The following is a 25014-nucleotide window of genomic DNA, read 5'->3' on the forward strand; positions in this document are numbered from 1 at the left end:
GGATAAGGAACAAGGCATGACGCGACCAGCAACAATGGGCGCCTGGATACTGGTGATAATGGCAGCGTTGCCGTCGCTGGCGACTGCGGCGGGCAAGTGCGAGCGCCTGGTGGCTACCGGCAGCCCGGACGCTCAACCCTTTTCCTGGCGTGATCCCGATGACCCCCAGCACCTGATCGGCGCCAATGTCGACCAGCTCAAGCGTATCGGCGACGAGCTGGGTATCAAGGTCGAAGTGCTGTACAGCGGCAAGCGTGCCCAGGCACTGGACGAAGTGCGTAGCGGCCGCATGGACCTGCTGGTGGATGCGCCCATGGCGTTCGACGAGCTGGAGACCCTGGATTACATCCATCCGCGCCTGGCACTCAATGACTACCTGGTGTGGACCCGTACGGGGTCCTCGATGGTGTACCACACCGTCGGCGACCTGCATGGCCATGCGGGGGCGGTGTCTGCCAGGGCGCGGCTGGGCGCTTCGTTCAAGCGTTTCGCTGACGAGAACCTCGGCCTGGTGCCGGCCGAGTCGCTGACGGCGGCGTTCCAGCAACTGATGCTGGGCAAGGTTGAATACGTGGTGGCCGGCCGCTACGCCGGTCAGGCGGTGTCACAGAGCCTGGGACTGGGCAACGACGTGGTGGCTCACGAGACCCCGCTCGACCGCCCGGGCCTGTACCTGGCCCTGTCGCACAACTCGGCCTGCAATGACCCGTGGCTGCGCGGACAACTGGCGAAAAAGATGACAGAATTGCCCGCGGCCGGCCAGCCCGAAGCGGTGTTGCAACGCAATGTCGAACGGTGGAAGGCGCGGCTGAAGCAACCGCTCAGTGCCCCAGAACAGTAGGGAACCCGTGTGAGAATTCAAGCTTTTATCGCCGTCGCGGCGCTGCTGGCCCTGGCGGGTTGCGCCAGCGACCCGGCGCCCAGCGAGCAACTGCGCCTGACTGAACAGGCAGTGGACCAGGCACGTGCCGTGGGTGCCACCGACGACGTGGCGGAAATGAAACTGGCCAGTGACAAGCTGGCCGCCGCGCTGGCGGCCAATGGCAGCCAGTCGTATCGCCAGGCTCGCCTGTTGGCCGAGCAGGCTGAACTCGACGCACGCTTGGCGGAAGCCAAGGTGCTGACCGAGAAGAGCCAGCAGCAACTGACCCAGGTCAACACCCGTATCGTGCGCTTGCACAAGCAGTTGGGAGAAGTGCAATGAGCCTGTCATCGCGCCTGGGCGGCGGCCTGGTTGCCCTGGGTTGTGTGGGCCTGTTCGGCTGCGCGGCCCACGAAAGCCCGCAGGTGACCGTGCAGCAGGCCAGTGCCAGCCTGCAGAAGGTCAAGGACGATGCCGATGTGCTGCGCAGCGCACCCCGTGACGTCATCCGCGCCAGCGAATCGCTGTCCCGCGCCGAGCGCCTGGCCAGCTACTGGGGCACGCGCGATGACGTGGCCCAGTATGCTTACCTCAGCCAGCGCTACAGTGAAATCGCCCGCGAGCATACGCAATTGGTGCTGAACAAGGAGAAGCTGGCCCGTCAGGACCTGGAACGCCAGCGCCTGCAGCTGGCCCTGCGCGAATCCAAGCTCAACAGCGTTCAGCAGCAAGGCAAGGCGTTGGAAGAGCAGTTCGTCAGCATGGCCACCACCGAGACTGACCGCGGCCTGGTACTGACCCTGGGCGATGTGCTGTTCGACAGCGGTGAGGCCGACCTTAAACCGTCGGCCAACCGCATGATTCTCAAGCTGGTGCAATTTCTGCAGTTGAACCCCAAGCGTGTGGTCCGCATCGAGGGCTATACCGATAACACCGGTGACAGCGAATTCAACCTGGAGCTGTCCAAGGACCGCGCTCAGACCGTCGCCGACACCCTGGTGGACCTGGGCATCGACGAGAAGCGCCTGCAGGTCCAGGGGTATGGCGACCAGTACCCGGTGGAAGCCAATGCCTCGGAGCGGGGCAGGGCGATGAACCGTCGGGTCGAAATCGTCTTTTCCGACGAAAAGGGCGTGCTCGGCGCTGCTCGCTGAATCACCACCGCAGGGCGGGTGACACCGTGCAGGGCCGGGCGAACCCCGGTCCTGCAAACGCTGCATGAAGTACGACACCTTCGCTCGCATTCCGGCAACTGTCCCCGTACACTTTTCAACTGTTCCGGTATTACCATTACAACACCGCCTGATCAGCCGAGAAGCCCGCCATGACCAGCCTTCTGCTCTACCAGCGCATCGCCCAGCAACTGGCCGAGGATATTCGCCGTGGCGTTTACCAGCCAGGGGAGCGAGTGCCGTCGGTGCGCAAGATGAGTTCGCAGCTCAACGTCAGTCATGCCACGGTGCTGCAGGCCTATGCCAACCTTGAAGACCAGGGGCTGATCCGCGCCCGGCCGCAGTCGGGCTACTATGTGCACCAGACGCCGGCGCTGACCGCGCCCACCCCGGATATTGCCCGTGTCGAGCGCCCCGGGCTGGTGACCCGCGCCAGCATCATCCAGCAGGTACTGGTGGAGTCGCGGCGCGAAGGCGTGTTTCCCCTGGGGGCGGCGGTGCCCCATGTTGATTACCTGCCGGTGCGGGCGCTGCACCAGCAGATCGCCAAGGTGACCCGCTTCCACAGCCCGCGGGCGTTCAGCTACATGTTCAGCCCAGGCTTCGAGCCCCTGCGCCGCCAGGTGGCGATTCGCATGCGCGATGCCGGCGTGGTCGTCGACCCCTCCGAGGTGGTCATCACCCACGGCTGCGTGGACGCCTTGCAGATGTCCCTGCGGGTACTGACCCGCCCCGGGGACCTGATCGCCGCGGAATCGCCTACCTATTACGGGCTGCTGCAACTGGCCGACCTGCTGGGCCTGAAGGTGATCGAGATCCCCAGTGACCCTTCCACGGGGATCAGCCTGGAGGCTTTGCAGCTGGCGGCCAACCAGTGGTCGATCAAGGCCCTGGTGCTGACCCCGCGCCTGAGCAACCCCCTGGGTGGCACCATGCCGGAAGAACGCATGAAGCAGTTGCTGCGCCTGGCGTCAGACTTCGATATCCAGATCGTCGAGGACGATATCTACGGCGAACTGATGTTCGACCAGGGCAAGACCAAGGCGCTCAAGGCCTACGACCGCCTGGGCCATGTGGTGTATTGCTCCAGTTTTTCCAAGACCCTGTCACCCGGCGTGCGCATCGGCTGGATGATTCCTGGCAAGTACCAGGCGGAAATTCAGCGCCTGCAGACTTTCAGTACCCATTCGGCCTGCAGCGTGACCCAGATGGGTATCGCCAGTTATCTGGAAAACGGTGGCTATGACCGGCATCTGCGCTACATTCGCCACGAATACCGCAAGAACCTCAGCGCCTATCAGCTGGCGGTGCAGCAGTTCTTTCCGGAGGGTACGCAGATTACCCGGCCGCTTGGCGGCTTCATTCTGTGGGTGAGCCTGCCTGGGAGGGTCAATACCCAGGCATTGCACGTGCGTGCGCTGGAGCAGGGCATCAGCATCGCCCCGGGGCTGATTTTCAGCAACACCGAGCAGTTCAACCATTGCATTCGCCTCAACTGCGGTATTCCCTGGAACAAAGAGGCGGAAAGGGCGCTGATGACCCTGGGCATGCTGGCAGGGCAGTTATGTCAGGAAGTGGCCAGCGGCCAGTTTTACTGACTCTTTACCTATTGCCCGTGGCGGGGGGCTTGCCAGCGAGGCCTCTAACGGGGAGCATAGAGGCTTGTACTGCCACTTCTGCCTGTGTCTATGAATGCGCTGCGTTGTATTGGACTGATCGTGCTGTGCCTGGGATCCGGCCTCGCCTGTGCTCAATCGATTCCCCCGGCCTTTACCCCGCTGCTGGTCGCGCAGGCGGACACCGCTGGCGCGCCTGTGAAAAAGCAGGTGAAACAGGTGGTGCCGGTAAAAAAACCGGCCGCCAAGGCCAAGCCTGTGAAAAAACCGGTGGCTGCCAAGAGCAAAAGCCGTAAGCGCGAAGACGCCATCGCCACTGACCTGCCCAAGGCGAAGCTCGATCTTTCCCTGCCCAAGACCATGGTCAATGAGCTGCAACCGGAGAAAAAAATCCAGGCGGCGGCGCCGGCTCGGGAAAAATCGCTGCTGCCTTCGTATTTCGACGAGAAGAAAAGCGAAGATTTTCAGCTCAATGGTCGTTTGTTGAGCAACGAGCTGCAATTGCAGCGCCGCGGCGATAATGCCCGTGATGTCGAAGGCGCGGCCCTGGATTTCGAGTTCAAGCAGTAATCTGACGAGCGGTTGGCAGGATCGCCCCGTCGAATTTCCGTGCTGGCCGATTTCAAACGTCTGTTTAAGCCGCTACTATCCCCGTTCATTCCATTCATTTGCCCGACGTGAGGTTGCTGTCGTCATGATGTGCCGTGAAGGCTGTGGCGCTTGCTGCATTGCCCCCTCCATTTCCTCGCCCATTCCCGGCATGCCTCAGGGCAAGCCGGCAGGGGAGCGCTGCGTGCAGCTTGACGCCGATAACCTCTGCCAGTTGTTTGGTCGGCCAGAGCGGCCTGCGGTGTGCGGTGGTTTTCAGGCCGATCCCGAGGTGTGCGGTGAAAGTGCCGAGCAAGCGATACAGTTGATCGGTTGGTGGGAAGAAATGACGTCTGTAGCCTGACCCCGCGAATGAATTCGATGTGCCTCTAGGACGATAAGGAAAATAAATATGGGTTCGCTGCATCGTTTGGCTGTTGTGGGTGGGTTGATGGCGTTGATTGCCACCGGGGCGCAAGCCGAAGACTGGCAGACTGCCAAGGATCAAGACGGTATCAAGGTATCGCTGGCTGCGATCCCAGGCTCCGATTACAAGGCCTACCGCGGTGTGACCACCATCAAGGCGCCGTTGGCCAAGGTCAAGGCACTGCAGGAAGACGCGGCCGGCGCCTGTGCCTGGATCCACGAGTGCAAGTTGCAGAAACTGCTGAAGACCGAGGGTGACAAGAGCTGGACCTACACTCAGTTCAATACGCCATGGCCAGTGACGCCGCGGGACTCCGTGATGGAAATCACCACCGTGCAGGGGGCTGATGGCAGCCTGACCCGCAACCTCAAGGAAGTACCCACTTATGTGCCTGAGGAGAAGGGCTTCGTGCGTGTCGCCCAGGTGGACGGTTTCTGGAAGCTGGTACCCAAGGGTGCCGATAGTACCGAAGTGACCTACCAGGTGCATACCGAGCCGGGCGGCAGCGTGCCATCGTTCGTGGCCAACAAATTCGTGGTGGATGCGCCGTTCAATACCCTCAAGGCCCTGCGCGAAAAAGCCGAGAAGTAATCCGGCCCCGCGGGAGCTGGTTGGCCAGCGAGCTTTCCAGGTCCCCCCCGGGGCGCAAAAAAAACCGCAGCCATTGGCTGCGGTTTTTTTGTCTGGCTGGAAAGCTTACTTGCGGTCTTCCAGTTTGTTCACGTCGCGCGAGTCGTAGCCGGTGTACAGCTGGCGCGGGCGGCCGATCTTGTACGGGCTGGAGAGCATTTCCTTCCAGTGCGAGATCCAGCCCACGGTACGAGCCAGGGCGAAGATCACGGTGAACATGCTGGTGGGAATGCCGATCGCTTTCAGGATGATGCCCGAGTAGAAGTCGACGTTCGGGTACAGCGAGCGCTCGATGAAGTAAGGATCGGTGAGCGCGATCTCTTCCAGGCGCATGGCCAGTTCCAGCTGCGGGTCGTTCTTGATGCCCAGTTCGTTCAGGACTTCATCGCAGGTCTGCTTCATCACGGTGGCGCGCGGGTCGCGGTTTTTATACACGCGGTGGCCGAAGCCCATCAGCTTGAACGGATCGTTCTTGTCCTTGGCCTTGGCGATGAAGGTGTCGATGTTGGACACATCGCCAATTTCGTCGAGCATGGTCAGCACGGCTTCGTTCGCACCGCCGTGGGCAGGGCCCCACAGCGCGGCGATGCCGGCGGCGATGCAGGCGAACGGGTTGGCACCCGAGGAGCCCGCCAGGCGCACGGTGGACGTCGAGGCATTCTGCTCGTGGTCGGCGTGCAGGATGAAGATGCGGTCCATGGCCTTGGCCAGGATTGGACTGATCGGTTTGATCTCGCACGGGGTGTTGAACATCATGTGCAGGAAGTTTTCCGCGTACGTCAGGTCGTTGCGCGGGTACATCATGGGCTGGCCCATGGAGTACTTGTACACCATCGCCGCCAGGGTCGGCATCTTGGCGACCAGGCGCACGGCGGAAATCTCGCGGTGCTGCGGGTTGTTGATGTCCAGCGAGTCATGGTAGAACGCCGACAGGGCGCCGACCACGCCGCACATCACGGCCATGGGGTGGGCGTCGCGGCGAAAGCCGTTGAAGAAAGTCTTCAACTGCTCGTGCACCATGGTGTGGTTCTTCACGGTGCTGACGAACTGGGCCTTCTGCTCGGCGGTCGGCAGTTCGCCGTTGAGCAGCAGGTAGCAGGTTTCCAGGTAGTCGGATTTCTCGGCCAGCTGTTCGATCGGATAGCCGCGGTGCAGCAGGATGCCGTTGTCACCGTCGATATAGGTGATCTTCGACTCGCACGAGGCGGTCGACATGAAGCCGGGGTCAAAGGTGAAGCGGCCCGTGGAAGTCAGGCTCCTGACATCGATAACATCGGGACCAACGGTGCCGGTTAAAATGGGCAGCTCGACGGGGGCTGCGCCCTCGATGATCAACTGCGCTTTTTTGTCAGCCATGTGGCCTCCTATTAATGCTTGAAATCATCAGACAGACCCCCCACGCAGGGCCCGCACCACTATAGTGTGATAAATCCGAATGTCAATTTGCTTAAAGTCAGGCTGTACAAGGCTTTTAGCCCGGTTTTTCATCGCTGTTCCCTGCCATTTACGCCTTTTTTCCCCATAGCGCAATCAGCTCTTCGGGGTAGGCCGGCGCGTTGTCATTAGTATCCTAACTGTCTATACTCGGCAGCCGACCGTCAGGGGCTTTTCAGCCCGTTTCCGCTGGCGTCGTCACTCCCTGGGTGGTGGGTACCTGACCAGTACACTTCCCGACAACTTGCCCTGCTTGCTAGGGGCTCTTCAGTGTGAAAAAAAGCCGTGAATAGCCAACGACCTGTAAACCTAGACCTAAGGACCATCAAACTCCCCATAACCGGCGTAACGTCGTTCCTTCATCGCGTATCGGGCATCATCCTGTTCCTGGGTATCGGCTTCCTGCTTTATGCATTGGGCAAATCCCTGGGTTCGGAAGAAGGTTTTGCCGACGTGAAGGACACCTTGACCAGTCCACTGGCCAAATTCGTTGCGTGGGGTCTTTTGTCCTCCCTGCTGTATCACTTGGTGGCCGGTGTGCGCCATCTGATCATGGATGCGGGTGTCGGTGAGACGCTGGAAGGCGGTCGCCGAGGCTCCAAAATCATCATCGGCGTTTCCGTGGTGCTGATTGTTCTGGCAGGAGTTTGGATATGGTAACCAGCGTTACGAATCTTTCGCGTTCGGGCCTCTACGACTGGATGGCACAGCGTGTGTCGGCGGTTGTTCTCGCGGCTTATTTCATTTTCCTGATCGGATACCTCGTTGCGCATCCTGGCATTGGCTATGACCAATGGCATGCGCTGTTCGCCCACAACGCCATGCGCATTTTCAGCTTGCTGGCGCTGGTCGCCCTCAGTGCTCACGCCTGGGTCGGCATGTGGACGATCGCGACCGACTACCTGACGCCGATGGCGCTGGGCAAGTCCGCGACAGCAGTGCGTTTCCTGTTCCAGGCAGTATGCGGCGTAGCAATGTTCGCTTACTTCGTCTGGGGTGTGCAGATTCTTTGGGGTATCTGATTCATGGCTAGCATCAATTCAATGTCTTTCGACGCCATCATCATCGGTGGCGGCGGCGCCGGCATGCGTGCCGCGCTGCAACTGGCCCAGGGCGGTCACAAGACTGCCGTGGTCACCAAGGTGTTCCCGACGCGTTCGCACACCGTTTCCGCCCAGGGCGGCATCACCTGCGCCATCGCTTCGGCCGACCCGAACGATGACTGGCGCTGGCACATGTACGATACCGTCAAGGGTTCCGACTACATCGGCGACCAGGACGCTATCGAATACATGTGCTCCGTAGGCCCGGAAGCGGTCTTCGAGCTGGAACACATGGGCCTGCCGTTCTCCCGTACCGAGCAGGGCCGCATCTACCAGCGTCCGTTCGGTGGCCAGTCCAAGGACTTCGGCAAAGGTGGCCAGGCTGCCCGTACCTGCGCCGCGGCCGACCGTACCGGTCACGCGCTGCTGCACACCCTGTACCAGGCCAACCTGAAGGCCGGTACCGTGTTCCTGAACGAATACTATGCCGTTGACCTGGTGAAGAACGCCGACGGCCAGTTCGTCGGCGTGATCGCCATCTGCATCGAAACCGGTGAAACCTCGTACATCCGCGCCGACGCGACCGTACTGGCTACCGGTGGTGCCGGCCGTATCTACTCCTCCACCACCAACGCCCTGATCAACACCGGCGACGGCGTGGGCATGGCCCTGCGTGCCGGCGTGCCGGTGCAGGACATCGAGATGTGGCAGTTCCACCCCACCGGCATCGCCGGCGCCGGTGTACTGGTGACCGAAGGTTGCCGTGGTGAAGGTGGTTACCTCATCAACAAGCACGGCGAGCGTTTCATGGAGCGTTATGCTCCGAACGCGAAAGACCTGGCAGGTCGTGACGTGGTTGCCCGTTCGATGGTGAAGGAAATCATCGCGGGCAACGGTTGCGGCCCTGACGGCGACCACGTGATGCTCAAGCTCGACCACCTGGGCGAGGAAGTGCTGCACAGCCGCCTGCCTGGTATCTGCGAGCTGTCCAAGACCTTCGCCCACGTCGACCCGGTGGTCGCGCCGGTGCCGGTCGTTCCAACCTGCCACTACATGATGGGCGGCATCGCCACCAACATCCATGGCCAGGCCATCACCCAGGACGCCGACGGCAACGACACCATCATCCCTGGCCTGTTCGCGGTTGGTGAAGTGGCGTGCGTATCGGTTCACGGTGCCAACCGCCTGGGCGGCAACTCGCTGCTCGACCTGGTGGTATTCGGTCGCGCCGCAGGTCTGCACCTGGAGCAGGCCCTGAGCGAAGGCGTCGAATACAGCCGCGCCAGCGACACCGACATCGAGGTCGCCCTGGCTCGCCTGAATGGCCTGAACACCCGTACTACCGGCGAAGACGTCGCTACCCTGCGCAAAGAGCTGCAGCAGTGCATGCAGAACTACTTCGGCGTGTTCCGTACCGGTGAATACATGCAGAAGGGCATCGCCCAGCTGGCGACCCTGCGCGAGCGTATCGCCAACGTCAAGATCAACGACAAGAGCCAGGGTTTCAACACGGCTCGCATCGAAGCGCTTGAGCTGCAGAACCTGCTGGAAGTGGCCGAGGCCACGGCGATCGCCGCCGAGCATCGCAAAGAGTCCCGCGGTGCCCACGCCCGTGAAGACTACGAAGACCGCGACGACGAAAACTGGCTGTGCCACACCCTGTACTTCCCGGGTGAGAAACGCGTCGCCAAGCGCGCTGTGAACTTCGCGCCGAAAACCGTTCCCATGTTCGAACCGAAAGTCCGGACTTACTAAGGGTGGCCGCCATGTTGCAAGTCAGTGTTTATCGCTACAACCCGGACGTTGACACCGCACCGTCCATGCAGACCTTTCAGGTCGATACCGGCGGCAAGGACCTGATGGTCCTGGACGTCCTGGCGCTGATCAAGGAGCAGGACGAGGGTTTCTCGTACCGTCGCTCCTGCCGTGAGGGCGTTTGCGGCTCCGACGGCATGAACATCAACGGCAAGAACGGCCTGGCGTGCATCACGCCGCTGTCTTCTGTTGTAAAAGGTAACAAGTTGGTGGTGCGTCCGCTGCCAGGTTTGCCGGTTATCCGTGACCTGGTCGTCGACATGAGCATCTTCTACAAGCAGTACGAGAAGGTGAAGCCTTTCCTGCAGAACGACACGCCGGCTCCGGCCATCGAGCGTCTGCAGTCGCCGGAAGAGCGCGAGAAGCTGGACGGTCTGTACGAGTGCATCCTGTGCGCTTGCTGCTCGACTTCCTGCCCGTCCTTCTGGTGGAACCCGGACAAGTTCCTGGGCCCTGCTGCACTGCTGCAAGCCTACCGTTTCCTGGCTGACAGCCGTGACACCAAGACCAACGAGCGTCTGGCGTCCCTGGATGACCCGTTCAGCGTGTTCCGTTGCCGGGGCATCATGAACTGCGTGAACGTTTGCCCCAAGGGTCTGAACCCGACCAAGGCAATCGGCCATGTACGTAACATGCTGCTGCAAAGCGGCGTCTGATTGACCGCAACACCGTAAACCCCTGGGGCACAGGTCTTCTTCAACCTGTGCCTCAGGTGACAACCCGAGCGTGGCCCACAAGGCTGTCGCTTTTACTTTGAAGCAATGAGACCAGCAGGGGCATCCGGGCTGGTACCCGGACTACTTGCGTGATACTCGGTGGCTTGTTGTAGTCGCTGCATTCGGACTTATCCAAGCTTGCTGTGGCGTCAACGCCGGTGGAGTCCCCAAACGAGGGTGACCAAGCATGCAAGAAAGCGTGATGCAGCGCATGTGGAGCAGTGCCTACCTTTCCGGTGGTAACGCTGCCTATGTGGAAGAGCTCTACGAACTCTACCTGCACGACCCTAACGCTGTGCCAGAAGAGTGGCGCACCTACTTCCAGAAGCTGCCTGCCGATGGCGGCGCAGCGACCGACGTTTCGCACTCCACCATTCGCGATCATTTCGTGCTGCTGGCCAAAAACCAGCGTCGCGCCCAACCGGTTTCCGCCGGAAGCGTGAGCAGCGAGCACGAGAAGAAGCAAGTTGAAGTGCTGCGACTGATCCAGGCCTACCGCATGCGCGGCCATCAGGCGGCCCAGCTGGACCCGCTGGGGCTGTGGCAGCGACCTGCACCGGCAGACCTGTCAATCAATCATTACGGCATGACCAATGCCGATCTCGATACAACCTTCCGTGCCGGCGACCTGTATATCGGCAAGGAGGAAGCGAGCCTACGCGAAATTCTCGAAGCGCTGCAGCAGACATATTGTCGCACCATCGGCGCCGAGTTCACCCACATCGTCGATTCCGAGCAGCGCCAGTGGTTCCAGCAGCGGCTGGAAAGCGTACGTGGCCGTCCGGTGTACTCCGCTGACGTCAAGGGCCATGTGCTGGAGCGTGTGACCGCGGCAGAGGGCCTGGAAAAATACCTGGGCACCAAATACCCGGGCACCAAGCGTTTCGGCCTGGAAGGCGGCGAGAGCCTGATCCCGATGCTGGACGAGATGATCCAGCGTTCCGGCTCCTACGGCACCAAGGAAGTCGTCATCGGCATGGCCCACCGTGGCCGCCTGAACGTACTGGTGAACACCTTCGGCAAGAACCCGCGCGAGCTGTTCGACGAGTTCGAAGGCAAGAAGAAGGTCGAACTGGGCTCCGGTGACGTGAAATACCACCAGGGCTTCTCGTCCAACGTGATGACCACAGGTGGCGAAGTGCACCTGGCCATGGCGTTCAACCCGTCCCACCTGGAAATCGTTTCCCCGGTGGTCGAGGGTTCCGTGCGCGCCCGTCAGGACCGCCGCAACGACGCGGTCGGCGACAAGGTACTGCCGATTTCCATCCACGGTGACGCGGCATTCGCCGGTCAGGGCGTGGTCATGGAAACCTTCCAGATGTCCCAGACCCGCGGTTTCAAGACCGGCGGCACGGTACACATCGTCATCAACAACCAGGTCGGCTTCACCATCAGCAACCCGCTGGACTCGCGTTCCACCGAGTACGCCACCGACGTTGCCAAGATGATCCAGGCGCCGATCCTGCACGTGAACGGCGATGACCCGGAAGCAGTGCTGTTCATCACCCAGCTGGCCGTCGACTACCGCATGCAGTTCAAGCGTGACATCGTCATCGACCTGGTCTGCTACCGCCGCCGCGGCCACAACGAGGCGGACGAGCCGAGTGGCACCCAGCCGCTGATGTACCAGCAGATCACCAAGCAGCGTACCACCCGCGAGCTGTACGCCGAGCGCCTGATCCAGGCCGGCAGCCTGAACGCCGATGCCGTCCAGGCCCAGGTCGACGAGTACCGCAACGCGCTGGACAACGGCCTGCACGTGGTGAAAAGCCTGGTCAAGGAGCCGAACAAGGAATTGTTCGTGGACTGGCGTCCCTACCTGGGCCACGCCTGGACCGCGCGCCACGATACGCGGTTCGACCTCAAGACCCTGCAGGAACTGTCCGCCAAGCTGCTGGAAATTCCGGAAGGCTTCGTGGTTCAGCGTCAGGTCGCCAAGATCTACGAAGACCGTCAGAAGATGCAAGCCGGCGGCCTGCCGATCAACTGGGGTTACGCTGAAACCATGGCGTACGCGACCCTGGCGTTCGAAGGTCACCCTGTGCGCATGACCGGCCAGGACATCGGCCGCGGTACGTTCTCGCACCGTCATGCCGTGCTGCACAACCAGAAAGACGCCTCGACCTACGTGCCGCTGCAGAACCTGTACGCCGGCCAGCCACGTTTCGACCTGTACGATTCGTTCCTGTCGGAAGAAGCGGTGCTGGCGTTCGAATACGGCTATTCCACCACCATGCCGAATGCGCTGGTGATCTGGGAGGCCCAGTTCGGCGACTTCGCCAACGGCGCCCAAGTGGTGATCGACCAGTTCATCACCAGCGGCGAGCACAAGTGGGGCCGCCTGTGCGGTCTGACCATGCTGCTGCCGCACGGTTATGAAGGGCAGGGGCCTGAGCACTCCTCGGCACGTCTGGAGCGTTACCTGCAGCTGTGCGCCGAGCACAACATCCAGGTCTGCGTACCGACCACGCCGGCACAGATCTACCATCTGCTGCGTCGCCAGGTCATCCGTCCGCTGCGCAAGCCGCTGATCGTGCTGACACCCAAGTCGCTGTTGCGTCACAAGCTGGCGGTCTCGACCCTGGAAGATCTGGCCGAAGGCTCGTTCCAGACCGTGATCCCGGAAATCGACGTGCTGGAACCGGCCAAGGTCAAGCGGCTGGTGCTGTGCAGCGGCAAGGTCTACTACGACCTGCTGGAGAAACGCCGTGCCGAAGGCCGTGATGACATCGCGATCGTGCGTCTGGAGCAACTGTACCCGTTCCCTGAAGACGACCTGATGGAAACGCTCGCCCCCTACACCAACCTCGAGAACGTGGTGTGGTGCCAGGAAGAGCCGATGAACCAGGGCGCCTGGTACAGCAGCCAGCACCACATGCGTCGCAGCTTCAACAACCACAAGAAGGGCCTGGTCCTGGAGTACGCCGGTCGCGATGCTTCGGCCGCGCCAGCCTGTGGTTACGCTTCGATGCACGCCGAGCAGCAGGAAAAACTGCTGAAAGACGCATTTACCGTTTGATGCCATCGCGCACAAGAAACCGAATTTAAGGAACCACTGATAATGGCTATCGAGATCAAAGCCCCTACTTTCCCGGAATCGGTTGCCGATGGCACCGTTGCCACCTGGCACAAGCAACCGGGCGAAGCGGTCAAGCGCGACGAACTGATCGTCGACATCGAAACCGACAAAGTAGTGCTGGAAGTACTGGCCACCGCTGATGGCGTCCTGGGCGACATCGTCAAGGGCGAAGGCGAAACCGTGCTGTCCGACGAAGTCCTGGGCTCCATCGTTGAAGGCGGCGCTGCCGCCGCTGCTCCGGCTGCCGCACCGGCCGCTGGCGCCGCAGCCCCTGCCGCAGCCCCGGCTGCCGCCGACGAGGACGCCATCGGCGCCCCGGCCGCGCGCAAGCTGGCTGAAGAAAACGGCATTGCCCTGGGCAGCATCAAGGGCACCGGCAAGGACGGCCGTGTCACCAAGGAAGACGTGGTTGCCGCCATCGAAGCGAAGAAATCCGCCCCGGCTGCCGCGCCTGCCGCCAAGCCTGCTGCGCCTGCCGCTGCCGCCCCGGTGCTGGCTGCCGGTGACCGCGTCGAGAAGCGCGTGCCGATGACCCGTCTGCGTGCCAAGGTCGCCGAGCGTCTGGTCGAAGCCCAGTCGAACATGGCCATGCTGACGACCTTCAACGAAGTGGACATGACCGAAGTCATGGCCTTGCGTTCGAAGTACAAGGACCTCTTCGAGAAGACCCACAACGGCGTGCGCCTGGGCTTCATGTCGTTCTTCGTCAAGGCTGCCACCGAAGCGCTGAAACGCTTCCCGGCCGTCAACGCCTCGATCGACGGTGCCGACATCGTCTACCACGGCTACGCTGACGTCGGCGTGGCCGTGTCCAGCGACCGTGGCCTGGTGGTACCGGTACTGCGCAACGCCGAGCTGATGAGCCTGGCCGAGATCGAGAACGGCATCGCCACCTTCGGCAAGAAAGCCCGCGACGGCAAGCTGTCGATGGAAGAAATGACCGGTGGCACCTTCACCATCACCAACGGTGGTACCTTCGGTTCGATGATGTCGACCCCGATCGTCAACCCGCCACAGGCCGCTATCCTGGGCATGCACAACATCATCCAGCGCCCGATGGCCGTCAATGGCCAGGTGGTGATTCGTCCGATGATGTACCTGGCACTGTCCTATGACCACCGCCTGATCGACGGTAAAGAAGCCGTGACCTTCCTGGTGACCATCAAGAACCTGCTCGAAGATCCAGCTCGTCTGCTGCTGGACATCTGACAAAGCAGCCGAAAGCTGTAAGCTACCAGCCTCAAGCCGTCCGCGGTGGGGCTCTGGCCTGCAGCTTGCGGCTTGAAGCTTGAAGCTAATAGGAACCTATTTATGACTCAGAAATTCGACGTGGTAGTGATCGGCGCGGGCCCTGGCGGCTACGTAGCGGCCATCAAGGCAGCACAGCTCGGTCTTTCGACTGCCTGCATCGAGAAGTACACCGACAAGGAAGGCAAACTGGCCCTGGGCGGTACCTGCCTGAACGTCGGCTGCATTCCGTCCAAGGCGCTGCTGGACAGTTCCTGGAAGTTCCACGAAGCCCAGGACGGCTTCGCCATCCACGGCATCAGCCACAGCGGCGTGTCCATGGACGTGCCGGCGATGGTCGGCCGCAAGGCCAACATCGTCAAAGGCCTGACCTCCGGCGTCGCCACCCTGTTCAAGGCCAATGGCGTCACGTCGATCCAGGGCCACGGCAAGCTGCTGGCAGGCAAGAAAGTCGAAGTCACCAAGCCTGACGGTACCACCGAAGTCATCGAAGCCGAGAACGTCATCCTGGCCTCTGGCTCGCGTCCTATCGACATTCCGCCAGCCCCGGTCGACAACAAGGTCATCGTCGATTCCACCGGCGCCCTGGAATTCCAGGCCGTGCCAAAACGCCTGGGCGTGATCGGCGCTGGCGTCATCGGCCTGGAACTGGGTTCGGTATGGTCGCGCCTGGGTGCCCAGGTGACTGTCCTGGAAGCCCTGGACACCTTCCTGATGGCTGCTGACGCCGCCGTCTCCAAGGAAGCCTACAAGACGCTGACCAAGCAGGGTCTGGACATCAAGCTGGGCGCGCGCGTCACCGGTTCCAAGGTCAACGGCGAAGAAGTCGAAGTCACCTACACCGACGCCAACGGCGAACAGAAGATCACCTTCGACAAGCTGATCGTGGCCGTGGGCCGTCGCCCGGTGACCACCGACCTGCTGGCCGCCGATAGCGGTGTCAACATCGACGAGCGCGGCTTCGTCTTCGTTGACGACTACTGCGCCACCAGCGTGCCAGGCGTCTACGCCATCGGCGACGTGGTACGTGGCATGATGCTGGCCCACAAGGCTTCGGAAGAGGGCATCATGGTCGTCGAGCGCATCAAGGGTCACAAGACCCAGATGAACTACGACCTGATCCCGTCGGTCATCTACACCCACCCGGAAATCGCGTGGGTAGGCAAGACCGAACAGGCCTTGAAGGCTGAAGGCGTTGACGTTAACGTGGGCACCTTCCCGTTCGCCGCCAGTGGCCGTGCCATGGCAGCCAACGATACCGGCGGTTTTGTAAAAGTTATCGCTGACGCCAAGACTGACCGCGTACTGGGTGTGCATGTAATCGGCCCTAGCGCAGCAGAACTGGTTCAGCAGGGCGCGATCGGCATGGAATTCGGCACCAGTGCCGAAGACCTGGGAATGATGGTCTTCTCCCACCCGACGCTGTCCGAAGCACTGCATGAAGCAGCGCTGGCCGTGAATGGCGGTGCCATCCACGTTGCCAACCGTAAGAAGCGTTAAGTTACACAATAAGAAACCACGACGGGCCGCCCGTCGTGAGTCTTGCGTGCACGACTCACCGCGGAAAGTTCGTCGGACTCACCTCTCGGGGCTTCAAGGGACCACGCATCCTCTGAAGCTCCACGAGCAGCAGTCACAGGTGGCGCGGCACTCCACAGAGAGCGCAGCGCCGAAGCGCAGTACCTAACGAAGACGGTAATAAGCATGAATCTTCACGAGTATCAGGGTAAGCAGCTGTTCGCTGAATACGGCCTGCCAGTATCCAAGGGTTACGCAGTCGACACCCCGGAAGCAGCAGCAGAAGCTTGCGAAAAAATCGGCGGGTCCGAATGGGTCGTCAAGGCTCAGGTCCACGCCGGTGGTCGCGGTAAAGCGGGCGGCGTCAAGCTGGTTCGCAGCAAGGAAGACGCCAAGGCCTTCGCACAGCAGTGGCTGGGCAAGCGCCTGGTGACCTACCAGACTGACGCCAACGGTCAGCCTGTTACCAAGATCCTGGTCGAATCCTGCACCGATATCGCCAAAGAGCTGTACCTGGGCGCAGTCGTGGACCGCTCCAGCCGTCGCATCGTGTTCATGGCCTCCACCGAAGGTGGCGTGGACATCGAGAAGATCGCTCACGACACTCCTGAAAAGATTCTGAAAGCTACCATCGACCCACTGGTCGGCGCACAGCCGTTCCAGGGTCGCGACCTGGCGTTCCAGCTGGGTCTGGAAGGCAAGCAGGTTGCCCAGTTCGCCAAGATCTTCGTTGGCCTGGCCAAGCTGTTCCAGGACCACGACCTGGCCCTGCTGGAAGTCAACCCGCTGGTGATCAAGGCCGACGGCGATCTGCATTGCCTCGATGCCAAGATCAACATCGACGCCAACGCCATGTACCGTCAGCCCAAGCTGAAGACGTTCCATGACCCGTCGCAAGACGACGCCCGTGAAGCCCATGCCGCCAAGTTCGAACTGAACTACGTGGCCCTGGAAGGCAACATCGGCTGCATGGTCAACGGTGCCGGCCTGGCCATGGGTACCATGGACATCGTCAACCTGCACGGCGGCAAGCCTGCCAACTTCCTCGACGTAGGTGGTGGTGCAACCAAGGAACGCGTGACTGAAGCGTTCAAGATCATCCTGTCCGACTCCAACGTCGCCGCAGTACTGGTCAACATCTTCGGCGGCATCGTTCGCTGCGACATGATTGCCGAAGGCATCATCGGCGCCGTGAAAGAAGTCGGCGTGAAAATCCCGGTTGTTGTTCGCCTTGAAGGCAACAACGCTGACCTGGGCGCCAAAGTACTGGCAGAAAGCGGTCTGAACATCATCGCGGCCACCAGCCTGACCGACGCTGCTCAACAAGTCGTTAAAGCTGCGGAGGGCAAGTAATGAGCGTCCTGATCAATAAAGATACCAAAGTCATCTGCCAGGGCTTCACCGGCTCGCAGGGTACTTTCCACTCCGAACAAGCCATCGCCTACGGCACCAAGATGGTTGGCGGCGTGACCCCAGGCAAGGGTGGCACCACCCACCTGAACCTGCCAGTGTTCAACACTGTCGCCGAGGCTGTGAAAGCTACCGGCGCCACCGCCAGCGTGATCTACGTTCCGGCCCCGTTCTGCAAGGACTCCATCCTTGAAGCGGCGTTCGGCGGCATCAAGCTGATCATCTGCATCACCGAAGGCATTCCTACCCTGGACATGCTGGATGCCAAGGTCAAGTGCGACGAGCTGGGTGTCACCCTGATCGGCCCGAACTGCCCAGGCGTCATCACCCCGGGCGAGTGCAAGATCGGCATCATGCCAGGCCACATCCACTTGCCAGGCAAGGTAGGCATCGTGTCGCGTTCCGGCACCCTGACCTACGAAGCCGTGAAGCAGACCACCGACGCCGGCTTCGGCCAGTCGACCTGCGTCGGCATCGGTGGTGACCCGATCCCAGGCTCCAACTTCATCGACATCCTGAAGCTGTTCCAGGAAGACCCGAAGACCGAGGCGATCGTGATGATCGGCGAGATCGGCGGTTCGGCTGAAGAAGAAGCAGCGGCCTACATCAAGGCCAACGTGACCAAGCCGGTTGTTTCCTACATTGCTGGTGTGACTGCCCCTCCAGGCAAGCGCATGGGCCATGCTGGCGCAATCATCTCCGGCGGCAAGGGCACTGCGGACGAGAAGTTCGCTGCCCTGCAGGACGCTGGCGTGAAAACCGTGCGTTCGCTGGCCGACATCGGCAAGGCCCTGGCCGAGCTGACCGGTTGGGAAATCAAGAAGGCCTGAGCCTTTCCTGATTAGCTGAACCCCACAAAGGCCACCTTCGGGTGGCCTTTGTCGTTTCTGCTCATGGGAATGGCTGGCCTGGAGATGAAGCGTTTCACCTGACGAAACAGGCAGAAAATGTCTTTTCTGCGACATTACCGCGCGTTCATCGGACGGTACGTGCAATAACAGTGCGTTTATCGCCCGAATCCGATACGCTACCCGCCATCTCTGCGATTTGCCCTCAAAAGGGGTAGCCGCACGCTGCAAGGGCCCGGCTTTATCCCGCCTGGCCGCATTTCCCTGACCCATGGGGAGATCCCTCTCTAAATTCCGATTCAGTAGTGTGGATTCCTTAATGAAAGTGTTGAAAGGCCAGGACATCCTGGCACTTGGTTTCATGACGTTCGCGTTGTTCGTAGGTGCTGGCAACATCATCTTCCCACCCATCGTCGGTTTGCAGGCCGGCCCCCACGCGTGGATGGCTGCCTTTGGCTTCCTGATCACCGCGGTGGGCCTGCCCGTGGTCACCGTGGTTGCCCTGGCGAAGGTCGGTGGCGGCATGGACGCGCTCAGCAGCCCCATCGGCAAGGTCGCCGGCGGCTTGCTGGCGGCGGTCAGCTACCTGGCCGTGGGCCCGCTGTTCGCCACGCCGCGTACGGCCACCGTGTCGTTCGAGGTGGGCCTGGCGCCGCTGACCGGTGACAGCCCTACCGCACTGTTCTGCTACAGCCTGGTGTACTTCATCGTCGTGCTGGCGGTGTCGATGTACCCGGGCAAACTGCTGGACACCGTGGGCCGCTTCCTGGCGCCGCTGAAGATCATCGCCCTGGCAGCGTTGGGTATCGCCGCGTTCGCGCTGCCTGCCGGCCCGGTGGGTGATGCACAGCCGGTGTACCAGGCAGCGCCGTTCTCCCAAGGCTTCATCAATGGTTACCTGACCATGGATACCCTGGGCGCGCTGGTATTCGGTATCGTCATCGTCAACGCCATTCGCTCGCGTGGCGTGGAGTCGCCGAAGCTGATCACCCGGTACGCCATCATCGCCGGCCTGATCGCCGGTGTGGGCCTGGCCCTGGTGTACGTCAGCCTGTTCCGCCTGGGCGAGGGCAGCCATGTCATCGCCGCCGACGCCACCAACGGCGCCATGGTGCTGCACGCCTACGTGCAACACACCTTTGGCTCCCTGGGCAGCGGTTTCCTGGCCGTGCTGATTTCCCTGGCCTGCCTGGTCACCGCCGTGGGCCTGACCTGCGCGTGTGCCGAGTACTTCAGCCGCTGCCTGCCGCTGTCGTACAAGACCCTGGTCGTATTGCTGGCCGGCTTCTCGCTGCTGGTGTCGAACCTGGGCCTGACCAAGCTGATCGCCTTCTCGATTCCGGTGCTGACGGCCATTTACCCGCCGTGCATCGCGCTGGTAGCCCTGAGCTTCTGCAAGGAGTTCTTCCGCTCGCCGGCCCGCGTGTTTGCCCCGGTGATGGCTGTTTCCCTGGCCTTCGGCCTGGTAGACGCCCTGAAAGGCGCGGGGTTCGGTGACTGGTTGCCAGCTTCCCTGGCCCACCTGCCGCTGAGCGACCAGGGCCTGGCCTGGCTGGTGCCGTCGGTCGTTGCCCTGGCGGCCGCCGTGGTCGTGGATCGCATGATCGGCAAGCCTGCCGAAGCGGTCGCCTGATTCAACGCTGAACCGGTGCGGCCAGGCCAAAAGCCAGGCCACACACCCAATGCCCTGCATCGACGGATGCAGGGCATTTTTCATGGGCGCCTTGCGGCCTGGTGCTGGCTTGCCAGCGAGCTGCTCGATCCCCCAGGCTCGCTGGCATGCCAGTTCCCGCAAGGAGTGCTATACCCCTCCTGATCGTTCGCGCCGCGAACCCCTGCAGGAATCCCTCCATGAGTATCCCATTCTGGTGCGTGTTCATCGCCGCCATCCTGATCTACGTCGCCCGCGTTCCTGTTTCCAAAGCCATGAAAGAGCAGGGCGGCTATGACAACCACAACCCCCGTGCCCAGCAGGCGCGCCTCACCGGGTTGGGCGCCAGGGCCGTGGCGGCCCATCAGAACAGCTTCGAGGCGTTCATCCTGTTTGCCGTGGGTGTATTGATGGCCCATACCACCCAGACCCAGGGTTGGTTCGTCGACCTGTTGGCGATTGTGTTCATCATTGCGCGCATTGTTTATCTGTACTTGTACCTGAATGACAAGGCGTCGACGCGTTCGCTGGTGTGGACGGTGGGGCTGGTGTGTTCATTGTTGTTGATGTTGACGCCGGTGTATCGGTATTGGGTATTGTCGACGCTTCAATAAGCAACCAGCGCCCATGAAAAAGCCCGGCAATTGGCCGGGCTTTGTTTGACGCCAGAGGCAACTCAGTTCTTGGCAGGCTCGCTAGGCGTGGTGGCCTGTGGCGCCGGCTGTTGCACGTTGGAAGCACCGTCGGAGTTCTCCTTGGCGCGTGCCTGGTTGGCTTCGTCGTTGGATTTGGCGGCTTCGGCGTTTTCTTTAGCGGCGTCGTTCATTTTATCCTGAGCGTCGTCCATCTTCTGTTGTGCTTGCTCGGCATGTTGCTGCGCATCCTGGGCTTTATCTTCGGATTTCTTGTCGCAAGCGGCCAGGCCGAGGGAGGCAGCCAGCATCAGGGCATAAGCTAAAGTTTTACGCATGGGGTGTTTCTCCTTATTGAAGATATCTACTCCCCCTTCGAGCGTTGCCGTTCAATTTAAGTTCCATCGCTCAGCACGATATATAAGTGATGGATCCATATAGACTTTTCGTACGCGGTATGCTGTTTCGAAAAATAATAACCAAGGCCTGACACATGACTGAAACACCGTTGTTACAGCAGGCTCGACGGTTTCTCGGTGCCTTGCCCCACTGTCAGGCCATCGGCCTGAGTGTCATGGCTATTGATGCCCAGGGCGTGACGCTGATGCTGCCTTATTCTTCAGCTATTGTCGGCAACCCTTTTACGGGCGTGATTCACGGCGGGGCGGTGACCACGCTGATGGACACCACGTGCGGTATCGCCACGCTATGTGTGCTGCCCACGTTCGAAGTGTGCCCCACGCTGGACCTGCGCATCGACTACATTCACCCTGCCGAGGCGCACAAGGCCATTCATGGCCATGCCCAGTGCTACCGGGTGACCCGCGATGTCATCTTTACCCGAGGCTTCGCTTACCAGGACGACCCCGAACAACCCATCGCCCAGGTCATGGGCACGTTCATGCGCCTGGGCGCCGGGATCAAGGGTGGTGCCGCATTCGCCGGGGTCTTGGGCCGAGGAGGGCAGCCATGATCGACCCGGCACTGCGCGAACAGCTGCGCGTGGCCCACGCGCAGAACGATTACGCGGCGCTGCTGGCGCTGATCCCCTACGCGACATTGATCGGCATTCAATGCCGTCGCGAGGAGGAGGGCGTGCTCTATTGCCTGCCGGCCAAGCGCGGCAACATCGGCAACCCCTTGTTGCCGGCCATTCATGGTGGGGTGATCGCCGGGTTCATGGAGTTGGCTGCCGCCTTGCAACTGATGCTGTTCACCGACACCGGGCAGGTGCCCAAAATCATCGACTTCTCCATCGATTATCTGCGCGCCGGGCTCTACCGCGACACCTATGCGCGCTGTCAGCTGTGGCGCCAGGGCCGACGGGTGACCAACGTGGCCATCACGGCCTGGCAGGTCAGTGCCGATGAGCCGATCGCCACCGCGCGGGCGCATTTCAAAATTGATGAACGTACTGCCCCTTGAAATCACTTCCCGTGCCCCCATCTCGTTGTCATCCCGCCGCAAATGCGCTTGAGCCCGCGGCCTGTGCCATCTGATTGGAGTTTGATGACCATGAGTGTGGAAACTCAAAAAGAAACCCTGGGCTTCCAGACCGAGGTGAAGCAACTGCTGCACCTCATGATCCATTCGCTGTATTCCAACAAGGAAATCTTCCTTCGCGAATTGATCTCCAACGCATCCGACGCTGTCGACAAGCTGCGCTTCGAAGCCCTGGCCAAGCCAGAGCTGCTGGAAGGCGGCGCAGAACTGAAAATCCGTGTGAGCTTCGACAAGGCGGCCAACACCGTCACCCTCGAAGACAACGGCATCGGCATGAACCGTGACGACGTGATCACCCACCTGGGTACCATCGCCAAGTCCGGCACCGCCGACTTCATGAAGAACCTGACCGGTGACCAGAAGAAAGACTCGCACCTGATCGGCCAGTTCGGCGTGGGCTTCTACTCCGCGTTCATCGTCGCCGACCAGGTCGACGTGTACAGCCGTCGTGCCGGCACCGCCGCCAGCGAAGGCGTTCACTGGTCCTCCAAGGGCGAGGGTGACTTCGAAGTCGCGACCCTCGACAAGGCCGACCGTGGCACCCGCATTGTCCTGCACCTGAAGGCCGCTGAAAGCGAGTTCGCTGATGGCTGGCGCCTGCGCAACATCATCAAGAAGTACTCCGACCACATCGCCCTGCCGATCGAGCTGCCCAAAGAACAGGAAGCCGCCGAAGGCGAGGAGACGCCAGCCGTCGAGTGGGAAACCGTCAACCGTGCCAGCGCCCTGTGGACCCGTCCGCGTACCGAGGTCAAGGACGAGGAATACCAGGAGTTCTACAAGCACATCGCTCACGATTACGAGAACCCGCTGACCTGGAGCCACAACAAGGTCGAAGGCAAGCTCGAATACAACTCGCTGCTGTACGTGCCGGCCCGCGCGCCGTTCGACCTGTACCAGCGCGAAGCGCCACGCGGCTTGAAGCTGTACGTGCAGCGCGTGTTCGTCATGGACCAGGCCGAGTCGTTCCTGCCCCTGTACCTGCGCTTCATCAAGGGTGTGGTCGATTCCAACGACCTGTCCCTTAACGTGTCGCGCGAGATCCTGCAGAAAGACCCGATCATCGACTCGATGAAGACCGCCCTGACCAAGCGCGTGCTGGACATGCTGGAGAAGCTGGCCAAGAACGAACCTGAGCAGTACAAGGGCTTCTGGAAAAACTTCGGCCAGGTGCTGAAGGAAGGCCCGGCCGAAGATTTCGCCAACAAGGAAAAAATCGCCGGCCTGCTGCGCTTTGCTTCCACCCACGACGACAGTGGCGAGCAGACGGTATCGCTGGCCGACTACCTGGGCCGCGCGAAAGAAGGTCAGGACAAGATCTACTTCCTCACCGGCGAGTCGTATGCGCAGGTCAAGAACAGCCCGCACCTGGAGGTCTTCCGCAAGAAAGGCATCGAAGTGCTGCTGCTGACCGACCGCATCGACGAGTGGCTGATGAGCTACCTGACCGACTTCGATGGCAAGGGTTTTGTCGACGTCGCCCGTGGCGACCTGGACCTGGGCAAACTGGATTCGGAAGAAGACAAGAAAGCCCAGGAAGAAATCGCCAAGGATAAAGAAGGCCTGATCGAGCGCCTGAAAGCCGCCCTGGGGGATAGCGTCAGCGAAGTCCGGGTCTCGCACCGACTGACCGATTCGCCAGCGATCCTGGCCATCGGAGAGCAGGACCTGGGCCTGCAGATGCGCCAGATCCTGGAGGCCAGCGGCCAGAAAGTACCGGACTCCAAGCCCATCTTCGAATTCAACCCAAGCCACCCGCTGATCGAGAAGCTGGACCACGAGCAGAGCGAAGACCGTTTCGCCGACTTCTCGCACATCCTCTTCGACCAGGCGGCACTGGCCGCTGGCGACAGCCTCAAGGACCCGGCCGCCTACGTGCGCCGCCTGAACAAGCTGTTGGTTGAGTTGTCCGTTTAATCTGTTGCAGCAAAAGCCCGCTTCGGCGGGTTTTTGCGTTTAAGTCCTATCTCTTTGTATTGGGGAAATCACATGACTGTTACCGTTCAATCCGTGGTCTATCAGATCGATGGCAAGCCGTATGAAAGCCGTCTGGTGTATGACGATGCGGTGGTATCCCCGCGTCCTGGCCTGCTGATGGCACCCAACTGGGTGGGCGTCAGCGAGGGCGCCGAGCGTATCGCCCAGTCGGTGGCGGCCCAGGGTTATGTGGTGCTGCTGGCCGACCTGTATGGCCAGGCCGTGCGCCCGAAAGGCAACGAGGAATGCCTGGCGGCGATGTTGCCGCTCAAGAACGACCGCGCCGAGCTGCGCAAGCGCATGCAGGTGGCGTTCGAGCAGTTGCAGGCGCAGACCACTGCGTCGGTGGACAAGGACCAACTGGCTACCTTCGGTTTCTGCTTCGGTGGTTGCTGCTCCCTGGAGCTGGCCCGCACGGGGGCGCCGCTGAAAGCTGCCGTGTCGTTCCACGGTACTCTGGACACCCCGAACCCGGCTGATGGCAAGAACATCAAGGGCAAGGTGCTGGTGCTGCATGGCGCCAGCGACCCACTGGTCCCGAAAGAGCAGCTGCCGGCGTTCGAAGAAGAAATGAATGCCGCCGGCGTGGATTGGCAGTTGACCAGCTACGGGGGTGCCTACCACTCGTTCACCGACGTGGAAGCCAACAACCCGGGCGTGCAGATGTACAACAAGACTGTGGCCGACCGCGCGTTCAAGGCCATGCAGAACCTGCTGGAAGAAGTGTTCAAGCCAGCCGTCTGATCGGTGCGCCACGCTTCGCTGTAGCGGACCTGGGCGCGTCGCCGGTGCATGGGGTTTTCCTGATGCTGCGCGGCGTTCGTGACGCGGCCAGGTCCGCTGCG

24 protein-coding genes are annotated in these 25014 nt (G+C 61.3%); 22 read left to right on the forward strand and 2 right to left on the reverse strand.

Going from position 1 to position 25014, the window contains the following annotated elements; genetic code table 11:
• The first annotated feature begins 16 nt into the window (after window positions 1-16).
• From QBK88_RS03600 to QBK88_RS03630, 7 genes are all read left to right on the forward strand, one after another.
• The gene (locus tag QBK88_RS03600) at window positions 17-841 is read left to right on the forward strand and encodes a substrate-binding periplasmic protein (protein ID WP_445764887.1); all 825 of its coding nucleotides are present in this window, start codon (window positions 17-19) and stop codon (window positions 839-841) included.
• A gap of 9 nt (window positions 842-850) precedes the next feature.
• A complete protein-coding gene (locus QBK88_RS03605; RefSeq protein WP_268144234.1) occupies window positions 851-1204 on the forward strand; it encodes a DUF4398 domain-containing protein in 354 nt (117 codons plus the stop codon).
• The gene (locus QBK88_RS03610; protein ID WP_277960951.1) at window positions 1201-2016 is read left to right on the forward strand and encodes an OmpA family protein; all 816 of its coding nucleotides are present in this window, start codon (window positions 1201-1203) and stop codon (window positions 2014-2016) included. Before QBK88_RS03605 ends, QBK88_RS03610 begins: the two co-directional genes overlap by 4 nt.
• A gap of 170 nt (window positions 2017-2186) precedes the next feature.
• Window positions 2187-3632 (forward strand): aminotransferase-like domain-containing protein, encoded by a 1446-nt coding sequence (locus QBK88_RS03615; protein ID WP_277960952.1) that lies wholly within the window; start codon window positions 2187-2189, stop codon window positions 3630-3632.
• 90 nt (window positions 3633-3722) lie between these two features.
• The gene (locus QBK88_RS03620; RefSeq protein ID WP_445764888.1) at window positions 3723-4220 is read left to right on the forward strand and encodes a translation initiation factor 2; all 498 of its coding nucleotides are present in this window, start codon (window positions 3723-3725) and stop codon (window positions 4218-4220) included.
• Window positions 4221-4344: 124 nt separating this feature from the next.
• Entirely contained in the window at window positions 4345-4602 is a 258-nt protein-coding gene (locus QBK88_RS03625) for a YkgJ family cysteine cluster protein (protein ID WP_268144229.1), read from the forward strand.
• A 48-nt stretch (window positions 4603-4650) separates the two neighbouring features.
• Entirely contained in the window at window positions 4651-5256 is a 606-nt protein-coding gene (locus QBK88_RS03630) for an START domain-containing protein (protein ID WP_277960954.1), read from the forward strand.
• A gap of 105 nt (window positions 5257-5361) precedes the next feature.
• Here the strand turns inward: QBK88_RS03630 and gltA are convergent, their stop codons facing one another.
• A complete protein-coding gene (gene gltA, locus QBK88_RS03635) occupies window positions 5362-6651 on the reverse strand; it encodes a citrate synthase (RefSeq protein WP_268144225.1) in 1290 nt (429 codons plus the stop codon).
• Between the two features lie 363 nt (window positions 6652-7014).
• On the opposite strand from gltA, the gene sdhC reads away from it, so the two are divergent.
• From sdhC to QBK88_RS03690, 11 genes are all read left to right on the forward strand, one after another.
• The gene (sdhC, locus tag QBK88_RS03640; protein WP_158155893.1) at window positions 7015-7389 is read left to right on the forward strand and encodes a succinate dehydrogenase, cytochrome b556 subunit; all 375 of its coding nucleotides are present in this window, start codon (window positions 7015-7017) and stop codon (window positions 7387-7389) included.
• Window positions 7383-7751: a succinate dehydrogenase, hydrophobic membrane anchor protein gene (gene sdhD / locus QBK88_RS03645; protein ID WP_158155891.1), complete on the forward strand. Its 369-nt coding sequence runs from the start codon at window positions 7383-7385 to the stop codon at window positions 7749-7751. Before sdhC ends, sdhD begins: the two co-directional genes overlap by 7 nt.
• Window positions 7752-7754: 3 nt before the next feature.
• A complete protein-coding gene (sdhA, locus tag QBK88_RS03650; protein ID WP_277960955.1) occupies window positions 7755-9527 on the forward strand; it encodes a succinate dehydrogenase flavoprotein subunit in 1773 nt (590 codons plus the stop codon).
• 11 nt (window positions 9528-9538) lie between these two features.
• Window positions 9539-10243, forward strand: coding sequence for a succinate dehydrogenase iron-sulfur subunit (locus tag QBK88_RS03655; protein WP_268144222.1), 705 nt, complete (start codon window positions 9539-9541; stop codon window positions 10241-10243).
• A gap of 247 nt (window positions 10244-10490) precedes the next feature.
• Complete coding sequence (locus QBK88_RS03660; protein WP_277960956.1) at window positions 10491-13322, forward strand: 2-oxoglutarate dehydrogenase E1 component; 2832 nt, start codon at window positions 10491-10493, stop codon at window positions 13320-13322.
• Window positions 13323-13364: 42 nt separating this feature from the next.
• Window positions 13365-14591: a 2-oxoglutarate dehydrogenase complex dihydrolipoyllysine-residue succinyltransferase gene (gene odhB, locus QBK88_RS03665; RefSeq protein ID WP_277960957.1), complete on the forward strand. Its 1227-nt coding sequence runs from the start codon at window positions 13365-13367 to the stop codon at window positions 14589-14591.
• Window positions 14592-14693: 102 nt separating this feature from the next.
• Window positions 14694-16130, forward strand: a complete 1437-nt coding sequence (gene lpdA, locus QBK88_RS03670; protein WP_158155882.1) for a dihydrolipoyl dehydrogenase — start codon at window positions 14694-14696, stop codon at window positions 16128-16130.
• A 204-nt stretch (window positions 16131-16334) separates the two neighbouring features.
• Complete coding sequence (gene sucC / locus QBK88_RS03675; protein ID WP_277960958.1) at window positions 16335-17501, forward strand: ADP-forming succinate--CoA ligase subunit beta; 1167 nt, start codon at window positions 16335-16337, stop codon at window positions 17499-17501.
• On the forward strand, window positions 17501-18388 hold the full coding sequence (gene sucD / locus QBK88_RS03680) for a succinate--CoA ligase subunit alpha (RefSeq protein ID WP_158155878.1): 888 nt from the start codon (window positions 17501-17503) through the stop codon (window positions 18386-18388). Before sucC ends, sucD begins: the two co-directional genes overlap by 1 nt.
• Before the next feature lie 337 nt (window positions 18389-18725).
• A complete protein-coding gene (gene brnQ / locus QBK88_RS03685; protein WP_268144216.1) occupies window positions 18726-20039 on the forward strand; it encodes a branched-chain amino acid transport system II carrier protein in 1314 nt (437 codons plus the stop codon).
• A 218-nt stretch (window positions 20040-20257) separates the two neighbouring features.
• Window positions 20258-20671, forward strand: coding sequence for an MAPEG family protein (locus QBK88_RS03690; RefSeq protein WP_277960959.1), 414 nt, complete (start codon window positions 20258-20260; stop codon window positions 20669-20671).
• 62 nt (window positions 20672-20733) lie between these two features.
• Here the strand turns inward: QBK88_RS03690 and QBK88_RS03695 are convergent, their stop codons facing one another.
• Entirely contained in the window at window positions 20734-21027 is a 294-nt protein-coding gene (locus QBK88_RS03695; protein WP_158155872.1) for a hypothetical protein, read from the reverse strand.
• A 155-nt stretch (window positions 21028-21182) separates the two neighbouring features.
• Between QBK88_RS03695 and QBK88_RS03700 the strand changes: the two genes are divergently transcribed.
• The 4 genes from QBK88_RS03700 to QBK88_RS03715 all read left to right on the forward strand — a co-directional run bounded on the left by QBK88_RS03700 (window position 21183) and on the right by QBK88_RS03715 (window position 24913).
• Entirely contained in the window at window positions 21183-21662 is a 480-nt protein-coding gene (locus tag QBK88_RS03700; protein ID WP_277960960.1) for a PaaI family thioesterase, read from the forward strand.
• Window positions 21659-22114 (forward strand): PaaI family thioesterase, encoded by a 456-nt coding sequence (locus QBK88_RS03705; protein ID WP_268144210.1) that lies wholly within the window; start codon window positions 21659-21661, stop codon window positions 22112-22114. The genes QBK88_RS03700 and QBK88_RS03705 overlap by 4 nt, the downstream gene beginning before the upstream one ends.
• 90 nt (window positions 22115-22204) lie before the next feature.
• Window positions 22205-24109, forward strand: coding sequence for a molecular chaperone HtpG (gene htpG, locus QBK88_RS03710; RefSeq protein WP_277960961.1), 1905 nt, complete (start codon window positions 22205-22207; stop codon window positions 24107-24109).
• A 72-nt stretch (window positions 24110-24181) separates the two neighbouring features.
• The gene (locus tag QBK88_RS03715; RefSeq protein ID WP_277960962.1) at window positions 24182-24913 is read left to right on the forward strand and encodes a dienelactone hydrolase family protein; all 732 of its coding nucleotides are present in this window, start codon (window positions 24182-24184) and stop codon (window positions 24911-24913) included.
• Window positions 24914-25014 lie beyond the last annotated feature (101 nt).

Source organism: Pseudomonas sp. RIT-To-2 (assembly GCF_029623465.1).
In the GTDB taxonomy this organism is placed as follows: domain Bacteria; phylum Pseudomonadota; class Gammaproteobacteria; order Pseudomonadales; family Pseudomonadaceae; genus Aquipseudomonas; species Aquipseudomonas silvicola.

Coding starts and splice junctions, on each gene's coding strand:
- QBK88_RS03600 (WP_445764887.1), top strand. CDS start 17: ATGACGCGACCAGCAACAATGGGCGCCTGGATACTGGTGATAATGGCA.
- QBK88_RS03610 (WP_277960951.1), top strand. CDS start 1,201: ATGAGCCTGTCATCGCGCCTGGGCGGCGGCCTGGTTGCCCTGGGTTGT.
- QBK88_RS03615 (WP_277960952.1), top strand. CDS start 2,187: ATGACCAGCCTTCTGCTCTACCAGCGCATCGCCCAGCAACTGGCCGAG.
- QBK88_RS03620 (WP_445764888.1), top strand. CDS start 3,723: ATGAATGCGCTGCGTTGTATTGGACTGATCGTGCTGTGCCTGGGATCC.
- QBK88_RS03625 (WP_268144229.1), top strand. CDS start 4,345: ATGATGTGCCGTGAAGGCTGTGGCGCTTGCTGCATTGCCCCCTCCATT.
- QBK88_RS03630 (WP_277960954.1), top strand. CDS start 4,651: ATGGGTTCGCTGCATCGTTTGGCTGTTGTGGGTGGGTTGATGGCGTTG.
- gltA (WP_268144225.1), bottom strand. CDS start 6,651: ATGGCTGACAAAAAAGCGCAGTTGATCATCGAGGGCGCAGCCCCCGTC.
- sdhD (WP_158155891.1), top strand. CDS start 7,383: ATGGTAACCAGCGTTACGAATCTTTCGCGTTCGGGCCTCTACGACTGG.
- sdhA (WP_277960955.1), top strand. CDS start 7,755: ATGGCTAGCATCAATTCAATGTCTTTCGACGCCATCATCATCGGTGGC.
- QBK88_RS03655 (WP_268144222.1), top strand. CDS start 9,539: ATGTTGCAAGTCAGTGTTTATCGCTACAACCCGGACGTTGACACCGCA.
- QBK88_RS03660 (WP_277960956.1), top strand. CDS start 10,491: ATGCAAGAAAGCGTGATGCAGCGCATGTGGAGCAGTGCCTACCTTTCC.
- odhB (WP_277960957.1), top strand. CDS start 13,365: ATGGCTATCGAGATCAAAGCCCCTACTTTCCCGGAATCGGTTGCCGAT.
- lpdA (WP_158155882.1), top strand. CDS start 14,694: ATGACTCAGAAATTCGACGTGGTAGTGATCGGCGCGGGCCCTGGCGGC.
- sucC (WP_277960958.1), top strand. CDS start 16,335: ATGAATCTTCACGAGTATCAGGGTAAGCAGCTGTTCGCTGAATACGGC.
- sucD (WP_158155878.1), top strand. CDS start 17,501: ATGAGCGTCCTGATCAATAAAGATACCAAAGTCATCTGCCAGGGCTTC.
- brnQ (WP_268144216.1), top strand. CDS start 18,726: ATGAAAGTGTTGAAAGGCCAGGACATCCTGGCACTTGGTTTCATGACG.
- QBK88_RS03690 (WP_277960959.1), top strand. CDS start 20,258: ATGAGTATCCCATTCTGGTGCGTGTTCATCGCCGCCATCCTGATCTAC.
- QBK88_RS03695 (WP_158155872.1), bottom strand. CDS start 21,027: ATGCGTAAAACTTTAGCTTATGCCCTGATGCTGGCTGCCTCCCTCGGC.
- QBK88_RS03700 (WP_277960960.1), top strand. CDS start 21,183: ATGACTGAAACACCGTTGTTACAGCAGGCTCGACGGTTTCTCGGTGCC.
- QBK88_RS03705 (WP_268144210.1), top strand. CDS start 21,659: ATGATCGACCCGGCACTGCGCGAACAGCTGCGCGTGGCCCACGCGCAG.
- htpG (WP_277960961.1), top strand. CDS start 22,205: ATGAGTGTGGAAACTCAAAAAGAAACCCTGGGCTTCCAGACCGAGGTG.
- QBK88_RS03715 (WP_277960962.1), top strand. CDS start 24,182: ATGACTGTTACCGTTCAATCCGTGGTCTATCAGATCGATGGCAAGCCG.